Here is a 25,885-nt window from a genome sequence, read left to right on the forward strand (position 1 = left end):
TATCCATTATTAAAAATCCTTTCATGTCAAAATTAGTGTTAATTGTATAACACAATTGTTTTTCGAATACATTCAAGTTTTTTTTAAATTAATGGTCTAGTAAAAAGGGCTAAGTAGCAAGTAGCAAGTAGCAAGTAGCTATTAAAGAAATTAGCGCAAATTATCAAGCGGGTTGATGAGCAACTAATAACATAATTAGTGTTAGTACTCATGAATATGGTCATGCTTTCGATAATTTTTTATCATTAACGGATGCTGATCGTAGTACGTTTAATAACAATTGAAATTGACCTAAAAATAATAAAATCGAAAATTGTTTACTTAATAAAAATATTTTTAAAATTAATAATGATTATTCATCTGTTTGAAGAGCACAAAATCACGTGATGAGGGCACCAATTTCTGATTGTAGTCAATTATTAATGGATTACTTAAATGATAAAGTTAATATTAGTAATAGTGATTATCAAAAAAAGATTAGTATTCCCAATGATTATTGTGCAAAGTAATTATGGTCGTATATTTTGAAGCCAAGCGAAACCCTATAAAAAAGGTGAATTTTTTGCCGAAGCCTTTGCTGAATGATTATTAACGCCGCAATCTGGACGAGGGTGAAATTGAGAATTATTAAATGATTTTTTTATTAAAAAATTACCAACTTATTTATAAATTTTTCCATAAAATATTTTAATTAATAAACTTTTTTAATTCTTCTGTTTTTAAAATTCCTAGAATTTTATTAAAATTAATATTATTTATGCTAGTTAATCTTAATAATCTTGTATTTTTAATAGTTTTTAATTTATCAAATATCATAGATTTCCTATCTTTTTTAATTTTAATCATACTCTAAAAATTAAATTTTAATCCAAGAAGTCTATTATATAGAGAAACATGAAGCAATATTAATAAAGGAAAATTATATAAAATAATAACCTAAAAATAAAATAATATTTATTTTTTTTTACAAATTAATTATTATTAATAAGTTTTATTAATTTTTTTGTCTAACAAAATAACCAATCAAAATTAAAACTCCAGGAATAACAAATGTTGTTAAACTAAATAAACCTGTTAAAAATAATCATTTTTCTTCAATAAAATAATTATTTAAACAAAGTAAAAAGGGAATTACTTGAAATAATCCATAAATAATTATTAAAATGATAACTAGTGAAAAATAATTAAAAAATGTAAATATTCCATAAATAATACAGCTAATAAGTAATATTATTGACATAATCATTCCAATTATTAAACCTATTTTAATAAAATTATTATTATTTATCATTTTTTAATTACTCCTTTTTTTACTTTATATAAAATTTTAATATAAAATGTTATAATATTATTATACTACTTATAGGAGAAAGATAATCTAATGCAAAAAATAAATATTTTGTTTAAAAATCAGATTCAAAAGAAAATTAAAGTAAATAATTTATTAAAACATAAAAATCAAATTGTATATTTTTATAATGTAATTGTCTTTAAAACATATATATTAGTTTATTATTATTACTATAAATAAAAAATACAAACTTAAAATACTACCAATTGACTTTCCAATTGATAATAATACTACTACTTTTTCATCTAAATTAATAATTTAACAAGTTAATATTATTAATTTTTTAAAAAAAATCTTTAAAAGAATACTATAAAAATAGTAGACACTGCTTATAAAAAAATAAATAATATAAAAACTTTTTTCTAACTAAAAGCAGATTGTAATTTGAAGTGTAAAACTTTGAATTATAATCTGCTTTAATAATTTTATATTATAACTTTATTTTAAATATTTAATTAATAATCTATTGCAAATTTCAATCCATACTCTCCCTAAACTTCTAGTTAAATAGACATTAGAAAATGACATATCGAATGTTAATTTTGCAGGAAATAAAAATTGAATGTGTCAATCAAGATTATCAAAAAATAATGCAGTAGTTATACCTCTAACAACTTCAGCAGTTGCTAAAAAATCTTGATACGATTCTTTAAATGAAAAATTCATTCTATTATATGCTACTTCTTCATCTGTAATTTTTCCCTCATTAATTTTATTGATTTCTTTTCCCATTATTTTTAAAGGAACAGAAAATACATCATAATGATCTGAACCTCAGTCTATTTTATCTGAACCATTATTTAAAAATCATTCTAATATTCTAATAGATTTTGGTTTTTGAAAAGATTTTAAACCTGTAGAAACTACAAAATCTCAACTTTCATAAGCTGGATTTGATACTGATGAAGTTTTATAACTATGAACAATATCTTTTTTATTTTCACTAAATTCATAAGTTATTTCTTTAACTTCTTTTGGACTATTATTTATATTTAAAAAACTATTTGCATTTGTAAACGCTAAACCAATCGTTCCTAATAATGTTACTAAAGTTTTCATATATATTTTCCTTTCATAAATTAAAATATTACATTTTTATTTTTATAAATATTCCATAATTTATTTTATTAAACTTCTGGAACTCAATTAACTTTTAAATCGTTATTTTCACCAATAAAATGGTTCTTTCCTTCATCTGTTAATGTTAATTTAACATGTGTATCATGTTCTTTTAAATCTTCTGTAGTTAAAGGATCACCAAAGTCATTTTCGATACTTACTAAATCAATAATAATATTAGCCCTTCTTAATAGATCAATAGTAATTATTACTTCACCCATTTCATAGCCTGTTGCTAAAAAAATAGCTACTTTAAACTTCTCATTATTACTCATTATTTCTTTTCAATTCATTATTTAATTTAAAAACATTAATAGCATTTTCCCTAGTTGCATTAATAATACTTTGTTTTGGGATCTTCTTTAATTCAGCTATTTTATTAACTGTAAATATTATATTTTCTGGATGATTAATTGTTAATCCATTTTTGGGATTTTTGCCTCTTTTTGGTTCAGGAGTTAAATATGGCGCATCTGTTTCAACTAATATTTTATTAATTGGTATATTTTTTGCTACCTCTTGTAACTTCAAAGCATTTTTATATGTCACATTACCTGCAAAAGAAATATAAAAACCTTGTTTTATAAATTTTTCAGCTATTACTTTTGTTCCCGTAAAACAATGAAGAACACCATTAGTAATATTTTCTTTTTTAATAATTTCAAAAGCATCTTCAAAAGCATTACGAATATGTAATAATACAGGTAATTTATGTTCTTTAGCTAATTTTAGTTGTTCAATAAATCATTTTTTTTGCAATTGTGGTTCTGTAAATTTATGATAATAATCTAATCCAATTTCACCAATAGCAACTACTTTACCAGTTGCTATTAATTTTTTCAATTCTGAAATAGTATTACTATCGCAAGTATTTACTTCTGTTGGATGAATACCTACAGCTGCATAAAGATTGGGAATTTTTTCTTCACTCTCAAATTCATAAATTTGACTAACAGCTTGCTTACTAGTATTTAAGTCAAAACCAACATTACAAATACTACCAATACTATCACCTGCTGAATAAGCATCAGTTAATAATTTTAATATTTCTGTTTCATCATAATGTTTTGACATTAAATGACAATGAGTATCAAAAATTCCATTATTAGCCATATATTTTACCTTCCCTTTTATTTTCCTAAACAAAATCTTTTAAAAATTTCATCTAATAAATCAGTTTCAAATTTTTTACCTTGCATTTCTAAAATCTTATTTCATGCAGTTTGTAAGTGAACAATAATTAAGTCTATCGAAATATTCTTTTTTAAATCTTTTAATGCTTCTGAAATACTAAGTTCAATTTCATCCAAATATGCTAATTGTCTTGTATTCGCAAAAAGTAATTCTTTATCAAAATTAATTTCAGTAGTTATAATTTTATTTTTTATTCCTAAAATTAGATTTTCAATTTCGCCCATTATTGCACTAACTTTTACCACATTAAAATTATTTTTAATGTCTAATTTTAATTTTAACCTTAAATCCGTTTTATTAATAGCAATAAGGTAATTTTTATGTTTTATTTTTTCTAATAATTGTTTATCCTCAATACTTAAATCTTTTGAACCATCTAGTACTAATATTATTAAATCTGCTTCGTTTAAAGCCTTATGTGATTTATCAATACCTGCTTTTTCGATATCATTTAAAGTATGACGTATACCTGCTGTATCAATTAAATTTAAACTAATATCACCCAAATTAATTTTGCCTTCTACCAGATCTCTTGTTGTTCCTTCTTCATTAGAAACAATAGCTTTATCTTCATTTAAAAGCACATTTAATAGGGAAGATTTTCCAACATTAGGTTTTCCAATAATAACTGTATTAATTCCCTCTTTTATAGTTTTAGTAATTTTACTATGTTCTTTAATAACTTTTATTTTATTTAAAAATTTTTCAACTAAAGGAATAACATTATTAATTGTTTTTTCCTCAACCCCATCGTATTCAGGATAATCAATATTAACTGTTATATTAGCAATTAAAGTTAGTAATTCTGAAAATAATTCATCAATTAGTATTCTTGTTTTACCACTTAAACTATTAATAGCGGTTTTTAAAATAGTATTATTTTCAGCCATAATTAAATCATTAATAGCTTGTGCTTCAATTAAATCAATTTTATCATTTAAATAAGCTCTTGTCGTAAATTCTCCTCTTGTTGCCATTCTCATACCTGTAGATAGTAATAATTGCAAAATCTTTTGTGTTATTAGCACTCCACCATGACAATTAATTTCAATTGTATCTTCACCTGTAAAAGATTTGGGAGCGCGATAACATGCTAAAACAACTTGATCAATTTTATTCTTATTATGATCAATAATATATCCTGTTATTAAAGTGTGACCTTTTTGATTTAAAATATCTTTATCAAAAACCTTATTTAATAGTTCATAAGTATCTTTTCCTGAAATTCTAATAATACTAATTGCTTGATTTAAAGGTGCGGTTGCAATTGCAGTAATAGTATCATTTAACATTTTTCCCTCTTTTCATTTAAACAATCTAAGATTTTAAATCTTAGATTACTCTAATTTTCCAATCTAATTACTACATGACGGTTATAACCTATACCTTCAGAAAAGCTTGATATTCCTTCAATATTTTTAACTATTTCATGTATAATTTTTCTTTGGTTATTAGGCATTGATTCAAAATGAAACATTTCTTTACTTATTCTTATTTTTTTTATAATTTCATATATTCTAATTTTTAAATTTTGTTTTTGAATATTTAAATAATTATTAACATTTATTACTATTTGATAGTTTCTTTTAAATTTTGTTTCTAAATAAGTAATAAGTAAATTTTGTAAAGCACTAATTGTATAACCTTTTTTGCCAATTAAAATTGAATTTTCATTTTTACAATTAATATTAATATAAAATTTATTGCCATTTAATATTATTTCTTCTTGATAATTTTTTATATTAAAAAGTTCCAATAAATCATGTCATTTATCATTCAAATAATTTTTAACATCATTTTCGTTAAAAATAAAAATTTTAGTAATGGTTTTAAATAAACGTTTTTCTATACCTAATTTTATATAAAATGTCTTGGGGGGTAAATTTTTGATAGTTTTTTCTAAATCAATATTTTTTTAAATGATTTAATTTCCATCTTTTTTTCTCCACATTATAATAAATTACTTATTTTTTTTAGGTTGAACAACTATTTCAGATTTTGTAAATATCTTTTTAATCTTACTTGAAAATGATGTACTAATTGTACCATTTTTTTTATAACGGCTACATTTATGTTTATTATAGTAATGAAAACCAAGAGTTTGAAATATTTGTAATATTCCAGAAATAATTCAATAAATGCCTAATCCTGAAGGAGCAACACATACATAAAATAAAAACATAAAAATCATAACGCTTTGAATAATAACTTGTTTTTTTAATGCAGCTTTTGCTTCTTTAGTTTTAATCTTCTGTCGTGAACGATTTAAAAACATCGGTAATAACATAGAAACTAATTGTGTTGGTATATATATAACAATAATTATTAAATACATAAATTGGCCATGGGTAACCATAGTTCATGGTTGTTCAACTAAACTAATAGCACCAACAACAGTATTTTTTAATAAATTAGTTGATTTCATAACAGTAAACATAGCTGTTAAGAAAGGAAGTGATAAAAACATTGGAATAAAAGCAGCCATTGGATTTATTCCTTCTTTTTTATAAATAGCCATTAATTCCATTTGTTGTTTTTGTTTTGCACTTGGATCACGTGAATGTTTATATTTGGCTTGAATTTCGGAAGTTTTCATTTGCACTGATTGCATTTTTTCCTGATTTTGTTGGGCTTTAAAAGTAAATACTAATGTAATAAGTTTAATAATTAAGGTTGTAAAAATAATAGCAAAAATAACACTTACTGATCAATATTTTGAATTTACATCAACTCCACGACTTAATCCAGCAGAAATACTAACTAAGATTCAAGCAATTGGATAAACAAACATTCCAAAGAACGGTGATTTAGTTTGCGTTCAAGCTTCACTTCATGTTCTAATCCCTGTAAATCCATATTCATAAATATTGTTACCATTAAAATGAAAAATGTGATTTTTTGCTACATCACTGTTACCAATAAGTAATTCAAAAAAAACAGCCGCTACATTATATTTTTGAAAATCATAAGCTGAAATAACATCACTAGTTGCAACATTAGGATCACCCATAGTCTGACCGCAACCTCAAAGTGTTGACATCAATAAAAAAGTCCCTAAAATAATTTTAGTTCATTTTCATGTTATTTTTAATCAAACGTTTTTTTTCTGTTGTTCAGGAAATAAAAACTTTTTATATTGCATTAATTTTACTCTCCTATAATGGGATTTTCATTAAAAGATGTAATAAAGAGCTAAGATTTTCTTCATATGTATTAGATAAATAATTTTTTCTAATCATAATTACTATATCTACTGGTCAATCTTTTTTAATATCTACTAACATTCCTCGTACTTGACGTTTAATCTTATTACGTGCAAAAGCAAAACGAACTAGTTTTTTTCCTACTGATACACCTACTCGTATAGTTTCAAAATCTACTCTATTCATATAATAGATAAAAAATTGACCATTTGAAATACTTTTTCCTTCATTAATTAAATATTTAAAATGATGATTTTTCAAAAGGCGGTATTTTTTTTCCATATTTTGTTCACCTTATTTTATTTTTTAAACTATGCTGTTAATTTTTTACGTCCTCTTTGACGTCTTCTTTTAATAACATTAATTCCTGTCGCAGATTTCATTCTTGCAAAAAAACCATGAGTTTTTTGATGTTTTCTCTTACTTGGTTGATATGTCGGTTTCATTTTTTTTCTCCTTTTTTTAAAATTCTAATAAAAAATCATTAAGAGTATTGTAACATAATATTTATATCTTAACAAATTATTCTGTTTATTTTTAATAAAAACAATATTAGTTTAACAAAAAAATAAATCATTTATAATATTAAATAATAAATATCATTTTTTTTTATTTTTTTTAAAAGTATAATACAGATTATAATTATAAAAAAGTTATCAACATTAATCCACAATTTATCCACAATAATTATATTAATTAAAGAGGTTTTTAAAATGAATGACACTGATAATAAACGAGAAAACTTTCAAAATATTTGAAATAAAGTTAAAAATTTTCTTCAATATGATGAAATGATTGATCCAAGTATTTTTAATAACTATATTAAAAACACTTATATTTATGATATTTTTGAAAATAAATGTTTAATTATTGTTGATTCACTATTTGCAAAAGAAATTTTAACTAAAAATATAACATTTAAAGTTAAAGAAATTTTGGAAAGAATTATTCAACAAAATCTTCAAATTGAATTTTTAGAACTTAATGAAGCAAAGAAGCAAAAAATATATGTAGAAAAAGATTTTGTTGAATTTAATAAATTGCAACAAATTAAAAAACAATTTCAATTTAATAACTTTGTTAAAGGTGAATCAAATAACGATGCTTATCAAGCAGCATTTTCAATTACCATAGAACTTGGTAGGTATTGAAATCCCTTATTTATCTATGGTAATTCTGGATTAGGAAAAACACATTTACTTCATGCTATTGAAAATGAAATACTAACAAAATATAATAATCAAAAAAAAGTACTTTACTTATCTTCTGAAGAATTTGGTCGTATGGTACCAGAAATTATTAAACAAAATGTTAATGATATTGAAAAATTTAAAGATTCATTTAATCAATACGATGTTCTTCTCGTTGATGATATTCAATTTTTAGCTAATCGTAGTAAAACAAATGAAATATTTTTTCATATATTTAATAGTTTTGTTAACAAACAAAAACAAATTGTTATTACATCAGATAAACATCCTGATGATTTATATGGTTTTGAAGAAAGAAATGTTTCAAGATTTCAAAGTGGTTTAAGTGTTGGTATTGATTCACCAGATTTTGAAACTTCATTAATTATTTTAAAAGAAAAAATTAAGTCTTTAAATTATGATCCAAGCATTTTTACTGAAGAATCTTTAAGTTTTATTGCTTTAAATTTTAATAGTGATGTTAGAAAATTAGAAGGAGCATTAAATAGATTAATTTTTTACAGCATTTTATATATAAAACCTAATCATTTAATAGTACTTGAAGACGTTATGAAAGCTTTTAAAACATCAAATACTTCATTAAAAGAAAAACTAACTATTAAAAAAATTAAAACAATTGTATCTGAATATTATAATATTCCAATCAAATTATTGATTAGTACTTCTAGAGTTAAAACGATAACAATAGCACGCCATGTAGCAATGTATTTAATAAAAACACTTTTAAATGAATCATATACAAAAATTGGTTCTGAATTTGGAGGTAAAGATCATACAACAGTAATGAATGCTTATAACAAAATTAAAAAAAATATTGAAACTAATTATGAATTTAAAAAAAATATTGAAAGATTATCACGTGAATGTTTAAAACACAATTAATCCACTATTTTAATCATAAATTATTAACATATAAAATCCTGATTTTTTACTTATTTTATAAGTTAAAATTAGTTATTCACATTAATCCACATTGTAATATTATTAATAATTAAATAAATAATAGTAATTAATATATATAATATATAATTAATTATTAATGTTTAAAAATGGGAGATATTTATGAAAATCGAAATCAAAAGTTCTATATTATTCAAAATAATAAAAAAAATAATAAAAATAACAATTTCTAATAACAATTATGAAGAATTATCTTGTTTTTTATTAGAAGTTGAAAAAGAAAAAATAATTTTAACCGCATCTAATGGTAATTTATCATTAAAATATGAACTAAATAATAATGAAAAATACTTAAAAATATTAAATATTGGTTCAGTATTAATTAATACTAAAATTATTTATGATATTTTTAGCAAATTAGAAGATGAATGAATTTTATTTGAACTTAAAATTAATAACTTAATCATTAGTAATTTTAAAAATGATAATAATGATTTTATCTTCAAATTAAGTACGTTAACAATTGAAAAATTTCCAAAAATTAACTTTAATAAAAATATTAAAAATAAAGTATCTTTTAATAAAAGTTTGTTACAAAATATAAATGAACAAATTGCTTTTGCAACAAATACAAACAATAATAAACCAGCATTAAGTGGAATTAATTTTAAATTTAATGATCAAAAGTTATTTGTTACAGCAACTGATGGATATTGTTTAGCAAAAAAGTGTTTTTCTTTTGAAGAAAAATTAGAATTTAGTAATAAAGAGTTTAATATTCCAGTTCATTTAATAAATGAAATTGATAAAATTACTAGTGATTTAAATTCAAATATAAATTTTTATTTTGAAAATGATTATAATTTAATTATTGAAATTGAAAATTTTTTATTTCAAACACGAATGATTGAAGGTACTTATCCAAATACGGATGATATTATTAAAAATATTATAGAAAAAGAAAAAAATATTATTGAAATTAATAACGTTAGAGAATTTTTAAAAATTATTGAATTATCAATAATTTTAGCAAAAAAAGATACTTCACCTATGATTCAATTTTGAATCAATGTGGAAAAAAATGATTTTAAAATTAATTGTTTATCTAATAATGATAGTATAGGTGAAGTAATTGAACAATTTAAAAAATTTCATATTGTGAAATCTAAAAGTTTAAAAGAAGAAATAAAAGTAGTTTTTAATTCAAAATTAATTATTAATGCTTTAAAATCTTTTAATAAATGTAAAAAAGTAAATTTGAAAATTTCTTGACCAAAAAATTATACAATTATTGATAGTGAAGAAGAAACTGGGTTATTACAACTAGTTTTACCAATTGGAGAAAAATAATATGATATAACTAAAATAGTTATTTTTAATTAATAAGCTAAGAAAAGGTAAAAAATAATGAAGAAAAAATTACAATTGTTAAGTATGTTTACTATTTTAATTTTTACTAATTTAAATATAATTGCTTGTAAAAATAAGCAAGATAGTATTAATGAATTTTATGTTTTAGGGGATAGTTTATCAGATACTGGTGCAGGAACATTTGCACAAAATCAATATTTAGAAAATAGTAATAGTAAATTTAAACATTTTCAATTAGATAAACCTTATTATAATAATTGTTGAAGTAATAATAAAGTAGCTTCACAATTAATTGCTGAAAAATTAAATATTAATTTTAAACCTGGGTGATTATTTAACATCAATGGTAAAACATTTCAAAGTTTGGGTAATAATTATGCTTATGGAGGAGAAATTGCTGATAGCAGTGATAATAATTTAGATATTATTAAAACTTTTGATTTGTCTCATCAAACACAAATGTTGTTACTACAACATTCTTTACAAAAAAAAGATGTTATTTGAATAGAAATGGGAGCTAATGATATTGGTAATTTAATGAATAAAACAGATCCTATTATTATTAACAGTAAGATTAATAATGTAATAAATGAAGAAAAAAAAGCAATAAAATTATTAATTAAAAATGGTGCAAATAAAATTATTATTACTGATGTTCCTGACTTAACATTAACACCAAAAATTAAAAAGATATTACATAATAATCAACAAAAAATACAAATAGCACGTAAAACATGTATTGAATATCAAAAACAATGAAAAAAAATGATATTAGAAATGAAAATAATTTATAAAAATATTATTACACCTTTTTTTCTTTCAAGAGAATTAGCAACTGATATGAATAATTTTAAAAATAAAATTCCAGATGGAATTGTTGAAACTAGTGCTACAATTTGTAAAATGATGTCTAAAGAAACAAAATATTCTTATAAACCAGTTTTTAATTCTGGAGTTAATGAAAGTAATTTAAATAAATATTTTTATTTTGATGAGTTTCATCCAGGTATGTGATTTCATCAACAAATGGCAAATAGTATTATTAATTTAATAGAAAATTTTAAATAGATTTTTTGTTAAATATTTTTAAAAAAGTAATTTATTATTTTTGAATAAAGATTTTTTAATTTTTCTTTTAAAAAAATTATGTTGTTTTAAATCAAAAAAAATGTATAATTTATACATAAAATGTAAAATAATATGCTTATTTTAAAGAATAAAAAGTCTTTTTTTTGAATTTATTTTTGAAATTTTAAATATTTTCATTATTAAATTAATGAAAATATTTAATGATGAAAGAGAGTGAAAATAGTGAGCACAAGGACTCCAAATGATTATAATGCTAACTCAATTCAAGTTTTAGAAGGACTAGAAGCAGTTAGAAAACGACCTGGAATGTATATTGGTTCCACTGCAGAAAGAGGATTACATCACTTAGTTTGAGAAATAGTTGATAATGCTGTTGATGAAGTTATTGCCGGTTTTTGTACAAAAATTTCTGTAACCATTACTAAAAATAATGAAATATTAGTAAAAGATAATGGTCGAGGTATTCCTACTGATATACATCCAAAGACTAATATTTCAACAGTAGAAACGGTTTTTACTACATTACATGCTGGTGGAAAATTTGATAATGGTTCTTATAAAGTATCAGGTGGTTTGCATGGTGTTGGTGCTTCAGTAGTAAATGCTTTAAGTAAGTATTTGGAAGTTACTATTTATCGTGATGGTAATATTTTTTTTCAAAAATATATTGAAGGTGGTAAACCAGAATTACCATTGGCAGTTATTGGACAAAGTGATAAAAAAGGAACAACTGTTTTATTTAAACCTGATGAAAGTATTTTTACTGAAACTGTAAATTTTAGTTTTATAATAATTAAAACAAGGTTAAGACAACTTGCTTTTTTAAATAAAGGTTTAACTATTCAAGTTATTGATGAACGTGAAAATAAAGAAGAAACTTTTTGTTATGAAGGGGGTATTAAAGAATATGTTGCCTTTTTAAATAATAAATTTGAACCTTTAAAACATGAAATTATTTATGGAGAGTTTGAAATAAATGGTATAAACACAGAAATAGCTTTTCAATATAATGAAAGTGAAGAATCTCAAATATTTTCATTTTGTAATAATATTAATACACCTGAAGGTGGAACACATGAAGATGGTTTTCGTTTAGCATTAACAAGAGAATTGAATTCTTATGCGAAAAAAAATAATCTTTTAAAAAATAATGATGAAACATTTACTGGTGATGATGTTAAAGAAGGAATTTTAGCAATTATTTCAGTTCAACATCCTAATCCACAATATGAAGGGCAAACTAAAACAAAACTTGGTAATTCTGAAGTTAGAAAAATTGTTTCTAATGTAACTGGAAAAATAATTAATAAATTTTTATTGGAAAACCCTGCTGAAGCAAAAATTATTATTAACAAAGTTATTTTATCAGTAAGTGCACGTTTAGCATCTAAAAAAGCACGTGAGAATATTATGACTTCGAGAAAAAATCCTTTACAATTTTCTAATTTACCTGGTAAATTAGCAGATTGTTCTTCTAAAGATCCAACTAAAACAGAAGTTTTTCTTGTCGAAGGTGAGTCAGCTGGTGGCACTGCAAAGTTGGGAAGAAGTAGAGAAATTCAAGCAATTTTACCATTAAGAGGGAAAATAATTAATGTTGAAAAAGCACGACTTTTAAAAGTTTTTTCTGACGAAGAAATAAATAATCTTATTATTTCCTTTGGTTGTGGTGTTGGTAAAGAATTTAATATTACTAAATTACGTTATCATAAAATTATTATTATGACTGATGCTGATGTTGACGGTTCACATATTAAAACATTATTATTAACATTTTTTTATCGTTACATGCGTCCCTTAATTGATGCTGGTTATATATATAGCTCAGCATCCTTTATATAAATTTTATAGTGGTAAATTTGTTAAATATGCATATAATGATCAAGAATTGCAAGAAATTAAAGATAATTTTAATGGAACTAATTTTAACATTCAACGTTATAAAGGTTTAGGAGAAATGAATGCCACACAATTATGAGAAACAACTATGGATCCACAACATAGAATTTTATTACAAGTAAGTATTGATGATGCTTCAGAAGCAGATGAAACTTTTTCAATATTGATGGGGAAAGATGTATTTCCACGAAAAGAATTTATTCAAGAAAATGCTAAATATGTAAAAAACATTGATGCTTAAAAGTTAATAAAATAAAATTAGGAGTTTATATATGAGCGAAATAACTAAAAAAAATGAAACATTTATTTCTAATAAATATGTTCGTAATATATCTGATGAAATGAGAACTAGTTTTTTAGAATATTCAATCTCAGTTATTGTTTCAAGAGCTTTACCAGATGCAAGAGATGGATTGAAACCAGTACATCGTCGAATTTTATATTCTTTAGCAATTTTAGGTATGACATATGATAAACCTTATAAAAAAGCAGCACGTATTGTTGGAGAATGTATTGGAAAATTTCATCCTCATGGTGATATTGCAGTTTATGAAACAATGGTAAGAATGGCACAAGAATTTAATTATCGTTATCCTTTAGCTGATGGCCAAGGTAATTTTGGTTCAATTGATGGTGATAGTGCTGCTGCTATGAGATATACTGAAGTTAGAATGAGTAAAATGGCAGGAGAGTTGGTTAAAGATTTAAATAAAAATACAGTTACTTTTGTTGAAAATTATGATGGTGCTGAAAAAGAACCTAGTGTTTTACCGGCTTATTTTCCTAATTTATTAGTTAATGGAACAACAGGTATTGCTGTTGGAATGGCAACAAGTATTCCACCACATAACTTAAGAGAAATAGTTGATGCAATTATTTTTGTAGCTCACAATCCTGATTGTGATATTATGGAAATATTAGATATTGTTAAAGGACCTGATTTTCCTACAGGTGCAATGATTTTAGGCGTAAATTCATTTAAAAGTGCTTATTTAAATGGAAGATCAACAATAACAGTTCGTAGTAAAACTAAAGTTGAAAAATTATCAAATGGTAAACCTGCAATTATTGTTGAAGAAATACCTTATCAAACTAATAAAACTAATTTAATAAATAATATAGTTAAAGCAGTTCAAGAAAAAAAAGTAAATTATATAACTGATTTGCGAGATGAATCTAATGGTGAAGGAATAAGATTAGTATTAGAAATTAAAAATATTGATTATGCTGAACTTATTTTAAATCAACTATATAAATTTACTTCATTACAAACAACATTCACAATAAATTTATTAGCATTACATAATAAACAACCTAAAGTAATGAATTTAAAAGAAATGATTGAAATTTATATTGAACATCAAATTGAAATTATTCTTAATAAATCTAATTTTGAATTAAAAAAATATGAACATCAATATCATATTATTTTTGGTCTTGTTAAAGCATTACAAAATATTGATGAAATTATTAAAATAATTAAGGAATCAAAGAAAACAGAAGAAGCATTAACTAATTTACAGAATAAATTTGAATTTTCTGAAAAACAAGCTAAAGCTATTTTAGAAATGAAACTGCAACGTTTAACAGATTTAGAACAAGAAAAATTAAATAATGAATTATCATTTATTAATGAAGAAATTATTCGATTAAGAACTTTAATTAATGAACCTTCTAAGCAAATGAATTAATAATTTCTCAGTTAACAACAATTAAAGAAAATTATGGTGATGATAGAAGAACCGAAATTATTGAAAATTATGAAGGTGAAATTATTGATGAAGCTTTAATTAAAGAAGAACAGGTGGTTATAACGCTTTCAAAAAGTGGTTATATTAAACGTTTACCTTTAGATACATATAGAACTCAACATCGTGTTGGTGTTGGTGTTAAAGGTGCTGGTGGCACTGATATTAATACTGATGATATTGATAAAGTTTTAATTACTTCAACTCATTCTGATTTGTTAATATTTAGTAATAAAGGCAAAGTTTATCGAATTCGTGATCATAAGCTACCAAATTATTCAAGAACAGCTAAAGGAACACCAATTGTTAATTTAATAGCAACAGAAAAAAATGAGACTATTAAAACAATAATTGCTATATCAGAAGATTATGATATAAATGCTAATTTATTTTTTGTTACTAAAAAAGGAATTATTAAACGTTCAACTTTAGATCAATTTAAATCTATTTACCAAAATGGTAAGATAGCTATTAAATTGCGTTCAAATGATCAATTAGTAGATGTTCTGAAAACTACAGGTAATAATGAAATAATTATTGCTGTGGCTAATGGACGAGCAGTTAGAATCAATGAAAATCAAGTTAGAGTAATGTCAAGAATAGCCAGCGGAGTAAAAGGAATAGATACAAAAGGTACTCATGTAATTGGAATGTGCTCTAATCAAGATGGTGATTTAGTTATCTCTATTAGTGACAAAGGTTATGGAAAAATATCACGATTTGAAGAATATCGTTTAGCAAATCGTGGTGGTAAGGGTGTAATTTCAATGAAATTAGCTCAAAAAACAGGAAAATTAATTGGTATAAATTCAATAAATAACACTAATAATAGTAATGATTTATTAATTATTACTTTAAAAGGTACAGTTATTAGATTTTCTTTAGAAGATATAAGAACTACAAGCAGAAATACTATAGGTATTAAATTAATTAGATTTAAAACAGAAGATGATGCAATTTCTTCAATTGTAACAATCCCAATCACTAAAGAAAAAACTATTTTTATTGATTAATTTAAGAGGTGCTAAAATGATTGATATAGAAAAAATACGTAATAATTTGGAAAAAACTATTAATAAAATAGAAACAAGGGGCCAAAGTTATAAAAATGAAATAAATAAAATTTTTAATTTAGATTTAGAAATAAGAACTTTAAAAACAAAAAATCAAAAATTAGAAGAAACAAGAAATAAGCAATCTAAACAAATTGGTGAATTATTAAAAAATAAAAAAAATGATCAAATAAAAAAAATTAAAGATGATATGATTATTTTAAAAGAAAAAATTATAAAAAATAATTTAAAAATTGTAGATTTAGAAGATAAAATATATGAATTACAGTTAGTAATTCCTAATATACCACATTTTTCAGTTCCACAAGGAAACGATGAAACTAATAATCAAGAAGTTAGAAAATGAGGGAAAATTATTAAAAAAAATAGTAAACCACACTGAGAAATTGCTGAAAAGTTAAATATAATTGATTTTTCAAAAGCAACTAAATTAAGTGGTACTAGATTTATTATGTATAAAAATAAAGGTGCTTTATTAGTTAGAGCATTAATGAATTTTATGATTGATTCTCATTTAAAAAATGGTTATTCTGAATTTTTACCACCATTAATTATTAATAAAGAAAACTTATTTGGTACAGGGCAACTTCCTAAATTTAAAGATGATTTATTTCAATTAAATAATGAACAGTAAATAATGAACAGTATTTAATTCCAACAGCAGAAGTTCCTTTAACAAATATTTATCGTAATGAAATTATTAATTTTTCTGAATTACCAATAAAAATGTGTGCTTATACACCATGTTTTCGTTCAGAAGTGGGTTCTGCTGGTAGAGATACAAGAGGAATAATTAGATTACATCAATTTAATAAAGTAGAATTAGTTCAAATTGTTGAGCCTGAAAAATCTTATGATGCCCTTGAAGAGTTAACTAATAATGCTGAATTAATTTTACAAAAATTAGATATTCCTTATAGAGTTATTAATTTATGTAGTGGTGATATTGGTTTTACTGCTGCTAAAACTTATGATTTAGAATTATGATTACCTTCTCAAATGTGTTATCGTGAAGTTTCTTCATGTAGTAATTGTGAAGATTTTCAAGCAAGAAGAATGGAAACTAGAGTTAGTGAAGATAATAAGAAAGTAATTCCACATACACTAAATGGATCGGGATTAGCTATTGATCGAGTTGTTGCAGCAATTTTAGAAAATTTTTATGTTGAAGAAGATAATGTTGTAAATATACCTATTGTTTTACAACCTTATATGAATAATTTAAAAACTATTTAATTTATAATGTTTCACGTGAAACATTATAAATTAAAAAAAATGTATTTTTTATAAAAAAATTGTTATAATTAATAATGCCACTGCAACAATTACATTCGAACCGGGTCAGGACCGAAAGGGTGGTTAGCCCTAAATACTGGACCACTTTTGGATAGACAGTTTTAAATTTTTATTTGTGAAATTGGTGGTTTTAGAAATTTAGAATGTATTCTTTCGTAATTATAAAACATAATATATTGGTTTACATCATTTATAGCTTCATTGAGAGAAAAATATTGATTTGAACCTTTAGGTAGTCATTCTTGAGATAAATGAGAAAATCAGTTTTCAGATATTACATTGCCACCAATATCATAAGGTTGTTTTTTGCTTAAAATTATTTGCTTATCAGCAGCTCAATTTGTGATGTCTTGACAATAAAATTCGTTGGCGTTATCTGAGTGTAAAATAACGTTTTTTACTTGGTTTCAAGAGAATTGTTGATTTATTTTTTCAAGTGCAGGAAGGATTAAATCTTGATAGGATTTGTTTGAACATGTATTATAGCTTACAATATTATTTGAATAAAAATCAATAATTACAAAAAGATATAATCAACCTTCTTTAGTATTTATTTGTTTAGTGTCCATTGATCAAATTTGATTTGAAGAGGTTGTACTTTTATAATCTTTGTTTACTTTATCCATTGTAGGTATTCACTTATTTGAATTTTTTTTGTTTTTAGGATAGTTATTTTTAGTTTGTTTTAATCCTTGAAGATTGTGATCTTTCATAATTTTTCGCATTTGTTTTGTTGATAATTCTAGATTTAAAATAATATGTTTGTATTGTTTTAATCATTCTTTAAATGCTGAAAAAATTCGTAAATAGCCATAAATTTGTCCTTTTCTTGTAAAATGAAATTCAAGTAAAAGTTGGCATAATTCTTGATATTTATGTGTACAATTACTAATTTGATTTTTTTCTTTTTTAATAGGGTTTTGTTTGTTTTTTACAAAATAATATGTTGATCGGTTTAGTTGAAGATGTTGGCAAAGATATCTAATTGAATATTGGTTTTTGCTATCATCAATAATTTGAATTTTTTGTTTGATATTTAACTTGTTAATTACTAATGCTATTTGTTTAATTTTATCCATTATTAAAAATCCTTTCATGTCAAAATTAGTGTTAATTGTATAACACAATTGTTTTTCGAATACATTCAAGTTTTTTTTAAATTAATGGTCTAGTAAAAAGGGCTAAGTAGCAAGTAGCCATTACCACCCGAAGCATTACAAAATAATCCACAAATTGGTGATTATACACATGCACCAACTTGTGATTTTTCTGCTAAACAACAAAAACGAATTACTACTAATGAAAATGAAATTACAAAATTAAATACTGAATTAATTAAAGCAAACGAAAATATTAATGATGTTAAAAATAACTGATTTAATATCGAAACTAGTCCCCTATGAAAAAAAGTTGAAAATAATAATATAGAAACATTTAAATGATATTTTATTAAAATCAGTTATCAATATTCAACAGAAAATGACTTTATGAAATTTTATAAAGTAATTAAAATTTATTTAAATAATGTTTTTAATGAATTTGAATTGTTAAATGTTGATTCCATGACTTATAAAGAACAAATCTCAAATAAAAATATTTTAAATATTGGAACTATTTACTATGACAATAGAAATAAAAAATTTAGTGGTGGAGGTAATTCTTATCCTGAACGTGGAAAAATTAATTTAATTGGTGATATAAAAGAAATATATCAATATCAAGGAATAGATACGCCAACTGAATTTATAGCAGAAGAAAGTATTGAACGTGATTACTATACAAAAATAGAAACTAATAATTTATTAGATAAAAAGCAAAACAAATTAATTGCTGGTACTAATATAACTATTGATGAAAATAATAAAATTAGTGCTACTGGTGGTAAAGTAGATTTATCTGATTATTATAAAAAAGAAGAAGTAGATAAAAAATTAGAAGATACAAAAGCACAATTTCCGATTGCATTTCAAATAAATGCTCTAAGTCAAGAAATTCCTAATTTAGAAACTAATAATAAAACTGTCGCTAGTGCTATTAATGAATTAAAAGAAAAAATAAAAGACAAAAAATTTTCAAATGATTATTTTAAATATAATGCTAAAACAAATGAAGTTTCGTTAAATGATGAAGAAAATTCATTACTTTGTAAGGATATATTAGAAAATAATGAATATAAAATATTAAAAACTCAAAATAAAAAATTATTAGAAGCAATTAATGAAATATTAGAAAAACAACCACAACCCAGTCCAAGTGGTTCAAATTGAAAAGAAGTAGGTAAAGTCGTAGTAGATAAAAATAATCTTACACATATAGAATATATATTTAAAGATAAAACACATTATAGAATATATTATAGTTTTGGTGATTATACTAGTAAAGAAAATAATAAAAATTATAGTTGACAAATAATTAATTTTTATTATCAATTAGATACAAGCGTTGTAAAAAGTAGTTTATGAATAGCAAATAATAACAATAACCAACAAACTGAAATTAATATTTATAACAATAGAATAATGTGGGGTATGAGTAGAGATTATATTTTTAAAAAATTAGAAGAATTACAGGAATAATATTATGTTTTTTAAAATTATAAAAATTATTTTAAGTTTAATTGGAGTTTTATTATCTTCTGCAACTGCTGGTTTAATTATATTTATTATTGTAAAAATTGTATTTAAAATTAATCAAATATTTTAAGAAAGGTGGTGAATATTATGTTAGGTAGATTTTTTAGAAAAGATAAAAATAATATTAGTGATAATCAAAATGAAAAAGTAAAATTTTTAACTAATAAAAATAAAAGTACACATGCTTCTATTTTAAATTATTTTGGTTTTAATGACTTTAACCATGAAACTTATTTCACTGATTTTGTAGCAGAAAATAATGCTAATTTATATAATGCTCCATTAGAAATTAATAATGAAACTATTAAAAAATACTTAATTCAGCAAGAATTTTATAGAAAAAAATTGAAATTCTATTTTTAAATTAAGCAAATTAGGAATTAGTGGTTATTTAATTTATATTGCAAATGATGACTTATATTTTCAAGTAGTAGATATACAACAAAGAGTTTATAATATTACTGGTAAATTAATTCAATGTACTATTTTTTATGATAGTTATGAACAAAATGCACAAATGGTAAGATTATTTGAAGTTTATACACTAAATAATGAACAAGTAACTATTAATCGTGCAATTTATAGTATTAGTGATAATAAAAAACAATTTCCATTACCTTTTAAATCATACATTAATAATCCAAATTTAGAGCAAGAACAAACACTAAATATTAATTATATTCCAATAGCAATTATGCGAAATAAAGCAAATGAATTAGCAGATTGTAATAAAGTAATGGATAAAATTAAAGCATTAGATGTTATTTATGAACAAATTGTTTTAGATACCATTTTAAATTCACCTAAATTTATATTTAGTCAAACTTATGGTAATGTTCAATCAACATTAGAAGAAGCAGTAAGAACATTAGTTACTAAAAATTACATATTTAAAAGTGGTGGAGATAATAATGAACAAAACGAAAATATCAATATGACAAATAGTAATTTTAAAGGTAAAAATTTAACTGATATATATGATTGAAATGTTAATGAAATATTTAAACGTTGTGGTATTCATATACCAAGTCAAAAGAAATCTGCACAACAATCAGTTCCCGAAAGTACAGCTGTAAATATTTCAACCATTAATTATATTGAACAAAAATTATGGCAATTTAATATTGATATTCTTAAATTTATTCAAATATTAGTACGTTTAGATAAAGATTTATTAAATAGTAAAACATTTAATATTAATGATGAACAAGAAATTAATAACTTAACTGTTAAATTAAAATTATTTAACCCCGAAAATAACCAATTAATAGGAGAAAACAATGGAAAACAACAACAAACCACAAACGAAGTTTCCACAGAAACAAACTAAGCTTAATCAAGCAGAAATAGAAAATGATTATTTAATTGATAATATTCCTTATGATTTTACAAATATGATGAGAGCTACTAGTGACCCAGATATTAATAGAGCATACGATGAATTTAAAAAAAGAACAATTTATATTTATGAAATTGAACGTTTATTTAAAAATAATGAAAATAATAGTTTAAAATTTTCAGCAAATACTATTAAAATAGGTTTTATTAATATTGATAAAGTTTTAAAAACTACTGCTGTTGAAACATCAGACTTTACTATGCAATTAAATCAAAGAGCTAGCACAAATATTAATGATAATACTATTGAATATAGTATGACTGATATTAAAAATTTAATATTTCAAGAAATAAATTTATTAAATCAATTTAAGTTATATGCAGTATCTATTAATGAACCATTAACTGAAAATAATATAGATAACTTATATATAATTAATAATTATTCACAACCTTATCAAAATCTAAAAACAAGAAGTACTAAAAGTATTACTATTATTAAAATTAAAGATTTTAAAACAAGAGATGGTTATCCCATTATTATTAAATTACAAAAACCATTAGATAAAGATACAAAAGTTATCGGTTTAAAAATTAAAGCTCCTAGAAGCATGATTTTTGGCAATATAAAGGTACTTGGTGAAGTTGACAATATGGAAGTATACCCAAAGTTATTTGTTAAAGATAAGATAGCATTTCCGCTGTTATCAATGCCTATTGAAACTCAACCAAAAGTTAGAATATTACAACAATGATTTAGTGAACAAATATTACCTTGAAATCTTGCAAAACAATTTATAGGACAAGAAAAATCAGTTTTAGATTTAATTGCTATTGGTGGGGGTAAAGGAACAAGAAAAGAAATAATTAAAAACGCAAGAGTTACACATGCTTGATTAGGATATTTTTTAAGTTCCTATTCTTTTGGAGAATGACCATTAAAAGAAAAGAAAGAACTTAAAGATAAAGAGGTATGAAAAATTCAAAGTGGTCCAATTGGAAAAGAATATACAAGTATTGCTACATATGATAAATTTGATGATATTGAAGTTGAAATAAGTGACAAACCACCAATTGATAGTTTACAGAAACTATTATTAGATATGTTAAGTTATACATATAACTACAATAGAAATTTTGATGGTGCTTTGTATGATGATAAAGGCAAACCAAAAAATGATATTGCAACACTACGTGAAAAATTTGAAGGACAAAAACCAGATGAAATAATTACTAATTTATTTAAACAATGAGAGTTTGAATATCCAAATTATATTAACTTAGAGCAAATAAAAATATTTAAACAAATATTTATTATGTTATCAAAAAATATTTATTCATCATTATCAATTAATAAAGGTTTAAATGATGATAATAAGATTTTATTACCTTATTATTTTGAATTAAAATCAAGTCCAATAAAACCAAATGATAAAGAAATATGAAAATTCAAAGACATAAAAGTTATATTAAAATCTGTATATTTTGATTTTACAGATATCAATAATATTAAATTAAAAAATAATGACATTAGTCAAAATGAATTATTCAAACTAGATGATAACCAATTTAACTGATTATCTATCACAAACGAGTTAGAAAGCAATAATATACCGTCATTAATTCCTGCTGATTGAACATTAGGAAATGGTGAATATGGAAAGTATTTTACAAGAGTAATTATTAGTAATAATAAAATTGAAAATGCTTTAAATTTATATGGTTCAAATAAATCTCAATTATTTTCTAAACTAGAATTTTATAAAGAAATTTCACAAATTGATAATAATAGTGAATTTGAGTTAAAAATTGAAAATCCGATTAATAACTTAAATCGGATTGAAATTAGTGGCATATTTGGTTCTGGAAATTATGATTTAATTTTAATAACCAATAAACAAGAAATAAATTTAAAAAACATTAATTTATTTGATAAATATAGTGAAAATATTTCATATATAAATATTCAAATTTAATTATCAAAATATCCATCAGGATAAATTCCATCTCATTTTATATCAGAATTAAGAAGCGGTTTAATACTAAAATATAAATCTATTTTATTTGCATTATCAGTTTTTGTTTCTCATATAGTTTTCCCAGCCCCCCCAGTACGCTGTATAATCATGACCTAAATAAAAACTTAATTTTTGTCTTCCATCTTTACATGCAAGTCCTAATGCTGTTGCTGAAATAATAAATAATATTGTCATAAATGAAAATAATCCAATAAATATATTTCTTTGTGTTTTTCTTTGTTTTGCTATATTTTTAGCATAATTTAATTCTATATTTTGTTCACTCATGTTTAATTACTCCTTATCTTATTTTTTTATTCCGCCATGGCATGAACATGCACCTTTACCATGACTATTAGTTCAAGTACCATCATTACATTCAATAGTATGTCCTGTTAATGAACATCGATAAGTGCTTATAGAAAATAATGGTATTGATGCAAGATATAAAATCGTTGTCATAATTTTTTTCATATCAAATTACTCCTTTTTTCCTTGATTTTACTTATAAATTGTACTATTTTTGATTATTTTTACAAGTATGCTTTTAAATGCAAAATAACGCCTAAATACAAGGTGTTTATTTTGTGATACCTATACTATTAATTATATTGAAATTGTTTATTATATTTTAAATATGAAAGTTGTTTTTTAAATAATTTTAATTTAATTTTAAATTACACTTATATATGTATATAATAAACAAGTAAATTAATTTTTTAAAAATATTTACAATAAATTTAGATTTTTTTAAAATAGTTAGGAGAAGTAAATGTGAATTTTAATTATAAATGAAATTTTAGAGAACAAAGTGCAAAAATTGATAAATTAGTTTTAGAACATATAACAAAAAAATGAGAAAAATGAGATTGAAGAATAAAAAATACAAGAGATAAAAAGAAATATAAAATTGTTGATTATCAATATCGAACAAGAAAAATAATGTATGGATTAGTAACTTATAAAAGAAGAATTTATGAATATTTTGATGAAAAATTACAAAAATGAGTTCGCATTTGTTTTGTTGATGAATGACTAGAATTACCTAAATATAAAAGAATTAGTGAAGATGTTGAACAAACTATTATTGAATATTTTGCTGATGGAAAAAGATATCATGATATTTGTGCTATTTGTAAAAAAGCAGGTATTAGTGTTAGTACTGTTCATAGAGTTTTTAAAAATTTAGAAGTAATTGAAGCAAATCCAGTAAAAGTAAAATTAGAAAAAAATCAACCTATTTTTGTAGCAATTGATGATGGACATCGAAAATTTTGAAATTTTAAACGTAAAGGTATAAAACACTCTATGCGTTTAATAGTAACATATACAGATAATATTAATCATAAAGTACAAAATAAAAGAGTAAAAGCAATTATAAGACCAACAAGAACATCAATTGGTGTTAAAAAAACTGCTGAATTTGTTAAAGAACATTGTAAAAAATTTTATGAAAATGTTGAACAAGCAAAAATTATTATTTGTGGTGATAATGCAGGATGAATTAAAGATTTGGCAGATTATTTAGGTGCACAGTTTGTTTTAGATAAATTCCATTTAATTAGAACATTATATCTTGGAATAATGGCTGGAAATAAAGGAAAATATTTAAAAGAATATAATCACTGTAAAAATTTAATTAATAATGGTAATTATGAACAATTAATTGATTATTTATATAACCAATTAGAAAATCATAAAAAATTAAAGAAAAAATATTTTAAAAATAATAAACAAGGTATTGAAAATCAAAGTAAGAAATGAAATATTGGTTGCTTTACTGAAACTAATATTTGGCATGTTTTAAAAGAAATGCTTGGTAATAGAACATATAATATTTTAATTTATATTAAAATGGTTATTTTTAAATGTAATAAGATAAATTTAGAAACATAGTTTTAATGAATGTAGTAATTATTGATTATTTCACAATTTGCAATAAAGTCTCAAAAATTTTTATTTTTAATTTTTATTTTTAAATAAACTATTCATAAAATTAATAATATAGTTATAAATATTAAAATTGGTACTAAAATCTCACAAAAAATAATTCCAATTTTAAATTGTAATAAAGAATAATGATAATAATTATGAACAGTATAATAGTTTCCAAAATTTTTAAGAGAAATATTATTATTACTTAAAATATAATATAAACTATATTTACTTCATAATATAAAACCATTATATTTAAATATTTTTTTTAAAATTTTATGTAAAGAAATATCTTTCGAGATTACTACTTCTTTTCCATGAAATAAACCTATTAATCACAATCCTATAATTAAAGTTAAAATAGTTAAAATAAATAATGATACAGTTATTAACTGTAATTTTTTAAGTGTTTTAATTTTCATTTTTAAATTCTCCTTAACATTATTCCATAAGTTTAGCACTTACTAAATTTAATTATAAGTATTTTAGTTGCAATATTTTTAAAAA

At 22.6% G+C, this 25,885-nt stretch carries 25 protein-coding genes and 2 pseudogenes; 14 read left to right on the forward strand and 13 right to left on the reverse strand.

The window, feature by feature from the left end; genetic code table 4:
• Positions 1-386 precede the first annotated feature (386 nt).
• Positions 387-509 (forward strand): hypothetical protein, encoded by a 123-nt coding sequence (locus SPIRDC1_RS10375; protein WP_255496073.1) that lies wholly within the window; start codon positions 387-389, stop codon positions 507-509.
• 485 nt (positions 510-994) lie between these two features.
• On the opposite strand, the gene SPIRDC1_RS08490 is transcribed toward SPIRDC1_RS10375, so the two are convergent.
• The 9 genes from SPIRDC1_RS08490 to rpmH form a co-directional block, all read right to left on the reverse strand.
• Positions 995-1,291, reverse strand: coding sequence for a hypothetical protein (locus SPIRDC1_RS08490; RefSeq protein WP_174481415.1), 297 nt, complete (start codon positions 1,289-1,291; stop codon positions 995-997).
• Positions 1,292-1,789: 498 nt separating this feature from the next.
• Complete coding sequence (locus SPIRDC1_RS08495; RefSeq protein ID WP_174481416.1) at positions 1,790-2,410, reverse strand: hypothetical protein; 621 nt, start codon at positions 2,408-2,410, stop codon at positions 1,790-1,792.
• Positions 2,411-2,478: 68 nt separating this feature from the next.
• On the reverse strand, positions 2,479-2,691 hold the full coding sequence (locus tag SPIRDC1_RS08500) for a hypothetical protein (protein ID WP_174481417.1): 213 nt from the start codon (positions 2,689-2,691) through the stop codon (positions 2,479-2,481).
• Between the two features lie 46 nt (positions 2,692-2,737).
• Complete coding sequence (locus tag SPIRDC1_RS08505; RefSeq protein WP_174481418.1) at positions 2,738-3,583, reverse strand: TatD family hydrolase; 846 nt, start codon at positions 3,581-3,583, stop codon at positions 2,738-2,740.
• A 17-nt stretch (positions 3,584-3,600) separates the two neighbouring features.
• Positions 3,601-4,956: a tRNA uridine-5-carboxymethylaminomethyl(34) synthesis GTPase MnmE gene (mnmE, locus tag SPIRDC1_RS08510; protein ID WP_174481419.1), complete on the reverse strand. Its 1,356-nt coding sequence runs from the start codon at positions 4,954-4,956 to the stop codon at positions 3,601-3,603.
• A gap of 50 nt (positions 4,957-5,006) precedes the next feature.
• The gene (locus tag SPIRDC1_RS08515; RefSeq protein WP_174481420.1) at positions 5,007-5,444 is read right to left on the reverse strand and encodes a Jag family protein; all 438 of its coding nucleotides are present in this window, start codon (positions 5,442-5,444) and stop codon (positions 5,007-5,009) included.
• Between the two features lie 180 nt (positions 5,445-5,624).
• Positions 5,625-6,806: a membrane protein insertase YidC gene (yidC, locus tag SPIRDC1_RS08520; protein WP_174481421.1), complete on the reverse strand. Its 1,182-nt coding sequence runs from the start codon at positions 6,804-6,806 to the stop codon at positions 5,625-5,627.
• Between the two features lie 13 nt (positions 6,807-6,819).
• On the reverse strand, positions 6,820-7,149 hold the full coding sequence (gene rnpA / locus SPIRDC1_RS08525; RefSeq protein ID WP_174481422.1) for a ribonuclease P protein component: 330 nt from the start codon (positions 7,147-7,149) through the stop codon (positions 6,820-6,822).
• 29 nt (positions 7,150-7,178) lie between these two features.
• Complete coding sequence (gene rpmH, locus SPIRDC1_RS08530; RefSeq protein WP_174481423.1) at positions 7,179-7,313, reverse strand: 50S ribosomal protein L34; 135 nt, start codon at positions 7,311-7,313, stop codon at positions 7,179-7,181.
• Positions 7,314-7,580: 267 nt separating this feature from the next.
• On the opposite strand from rpmH, the gene dnaA reads away from it, so the two are divergent.
• The 7 genes and pseudogenes from dnaA (at position 7,581) to SPIRDC1_RS10420 (ending at position 17,394) form a co-directional block, all read left to right on the forward strand.
• Entirely contained in the window at positions 7,581-8,960 is a 1,380-nt protein-coding gene (gene dnaA, locus SPIRDC1_RS08535; protein WP_174481424.1) for a chromosomal replication initiator protein DnaA, read from the forward strand.
• A gap of 180 nt (positions 8,961-9,140) precedes the next feature.
• Positions 9,141-10,328, forward strand: coding sequence for a DNA polymerase III subunit beta (dnaN, locus tag SPIRDC1_RS08540; RefSeq protein WP_174481425.1), 1,188 nt, complete (start codon positions 9,141-9,143; stop codon positions 10,326-10,328).
• A 57-nt stretch (positions 10,329-10,385) separates the two neighbouring features.
• On the forward strand, positions 10,386-11,417 hold the full coding sequence (locus SPIRDC1_RS08545; RefSeq protein WP_174481426.1) for an SGNH/GDSL hydrolase family protein: 1,032 nt from the start codon (positions 10,386-10,388) through the stop codon (positions 11,415-11,417).
• A 240-nt stretch (positions 11,418-11,657) separates the two neighbouring features.
• Positions 11,658-13,578: pseudogene (gyrB, locus tag SPIRDC1_RS08550) on the forward strand (DNA topoisomerase (ATP-hydrolyzing) subunit B).
• Between the two features lie 31 nt (positions 13,579-13,609).
• Positions 13,610-16,098 (forward strand): annotated as a pseudogene (gene gyrA, locus SPIRDC1_RS10655) (DNA topoisomerase (ATP-hydrolyzing) subunit A).
• Between the two features lie 16 nt (positions 16,099-16,114).
• Complete coding sequence (locus SPIRDC1_RS10415; RefSeq protein ID WP_304625650.1) at positions 16,115-16,792, forward strand: serine--tRNA ligase; 678 nt, start codon at positions 16,115-16,117, stop codon at positions 16,790-16,792.
• A gap of 62 nt (positions 16,793-16,854) precedes the next feature.
• Positions 16,855-17,394 carry an aminoacyl--tRNA ligase-related protein gene (locus tag SPIRDC1_RS10420; RefSeq protein ID WP_304625651.1) on the forward strand — a complete coding sequence of 180 codons (540 nt, stop codon included), beginning with the start codon at positions 16,855-16,857 and terminating at the stop codon, positions 17,392-17,394.
• A 161-nt stretch (positions 17,395-17,555) separates the two neighbouring features.
• Here the strand turns inward: SPIRDC1_RS10420 and SPIRDC1_RS08565 are convergent, their stop codons facing one another.
• Positions 17,556-18,551, reverse strand: coding sequence for an IS3 family transposase (locus tag SPIRDC1_RS08565; protein ID WP_174480087.1), 996 nt, complete (start codon positions 18,549-18,551; stop codon positions 17,556-17,558).
• Positions 18,552-18,941: 390 nt separating this feature from the next.
• On the opposite strand from SPIRDC1_RS08565, the gene SPIRDC1_RS08570 reads away from it, so the two are divergent.
• From SPIRDC1_RS08570 to SPIRDC1_RS08585, 5 genes are all read left to right on the forward strand, one after another.
• Entirely contained in the window at positions 18,942-20,030 is a 1,089-nt protein-coding gene (locus SPIRDC1_RS08570; RefSeq protein WP_174481427.1) for a hypothetical protein, read from the forward strand.
• Between the two features lie 4 nt (positions 20,031-20,034).
• Positions 20,035-20,157 (forward strand): hypothetical protein, encoded by a 123-nt coding sequence (locus SPIRDC1_RS10380; RefSeq protein WP_255496166.1) that lies wholly within the window; start codon positions 20,035-20,037, stop codon positions 20,155-20,157.
• A gap of 17 nt (positions 20,158-20,174) precedes the next feature.
• Complete coding sequence (locus SPIRDC1_RS08575; protein ID WP_174481428.1) at positions 20,175-20,450, forward strand: hypothetical protein; 276 nt, start codon at positions 20,175-20,177, stop codon at positions 20,448-20,450.
• A 154-nt stretch (positions 20,451-20,604) separates the two neighbouring features.
• Positions 20,605-21,417, forward strand: coding sequence for a hypothetical protein (locus SPIRDC1_RS08580; protein ID WP_174481429.1), 813 nt, complete (start codon positions 20,605-20,607; stop codon positions 21,415-21,417).
• Positions 21,368-23,401, forward strand: coding sequence for a hypothetical protein (locus SPIRDC1_RS08585; protein ID WP_174481430.1), 2,034 nt, complete (start codon positions 21,368-21,370; stop codon positions 23,399-23,401). The genes SPIRDC1_RS08580 and SPIRDC1_RS08585 overlap by 50 nt, the downstream gene beginning before the upstream one ends.
• A 93-nt stretch (positions 23,402-23,494) precedes the next feature.
• On the opposite strand, the gene SPIRDC1_RS08590 is transcribed toward SPIRDC1_RS08585, so the two are convergent.
• Entirely contained in the window at positions 23,495-23,731 is a 237-nt protein-coding gene (locus tag SPIRDC1_RS08590) for a hypothetical protein (protein WP_174481431.1), read from the reverse strand.
• An 18-nt stretch (positions 23,732-23,749) separates the two neighbouring features.
• A complete protein-coding gene (locus SPIRDC1_RS08595; RefSeq protein ID WP_174481432.1) occupies positions 23,750-23,917 on the reverse strand; it encodes a DUF3761 domain-containing protein in 168 nt (55 codons plus the stop codon).
• 300 nt (positions 23,918-24,217) lie between these two features.
• On the opposite strand from SPIRDC1_RS08595, the gene SPIRDC1_RS08600 reads away from it, so the two are divergent.
• Entirely contained in the window at positions 24,218-25,339 is a 1,122-nt protein-coding gene (locus tag SPIRDC1_RS08600) for an Mbov_0401 family ICE element transposase-like protein (RefSeq protein WP_174481433.1), read from the forward strand.
• Between the two features lie 2 nt (positions 25,340-25,341).
• On the opposite strand, the gene SPIRDC1_RS08605 is transcribed toward SPIRDC1_RS08600, so the two are convergent.
• Entirely contained in the window at positions 25,342-25,800 is a 459-nt protein-coding gene (locus SPIRDC1_RS08605) for a hypothetical protein (RefSeq protein WP_174481434.1), read from the reverse strand.
• Positions 25,801-25,885: the final 85 nt, after the last annotated feature.

This window comes from Spiroplasma endosymbiont of Danaus chrysippus (assembly GCF_902809815.1).
In the GTDB taxonomy this organism is placed as follows: Bacteria; Bacillota_I; Bacilli_A; order Mycoplasmatales; family VBWQ01; genus Spiroplasma_E.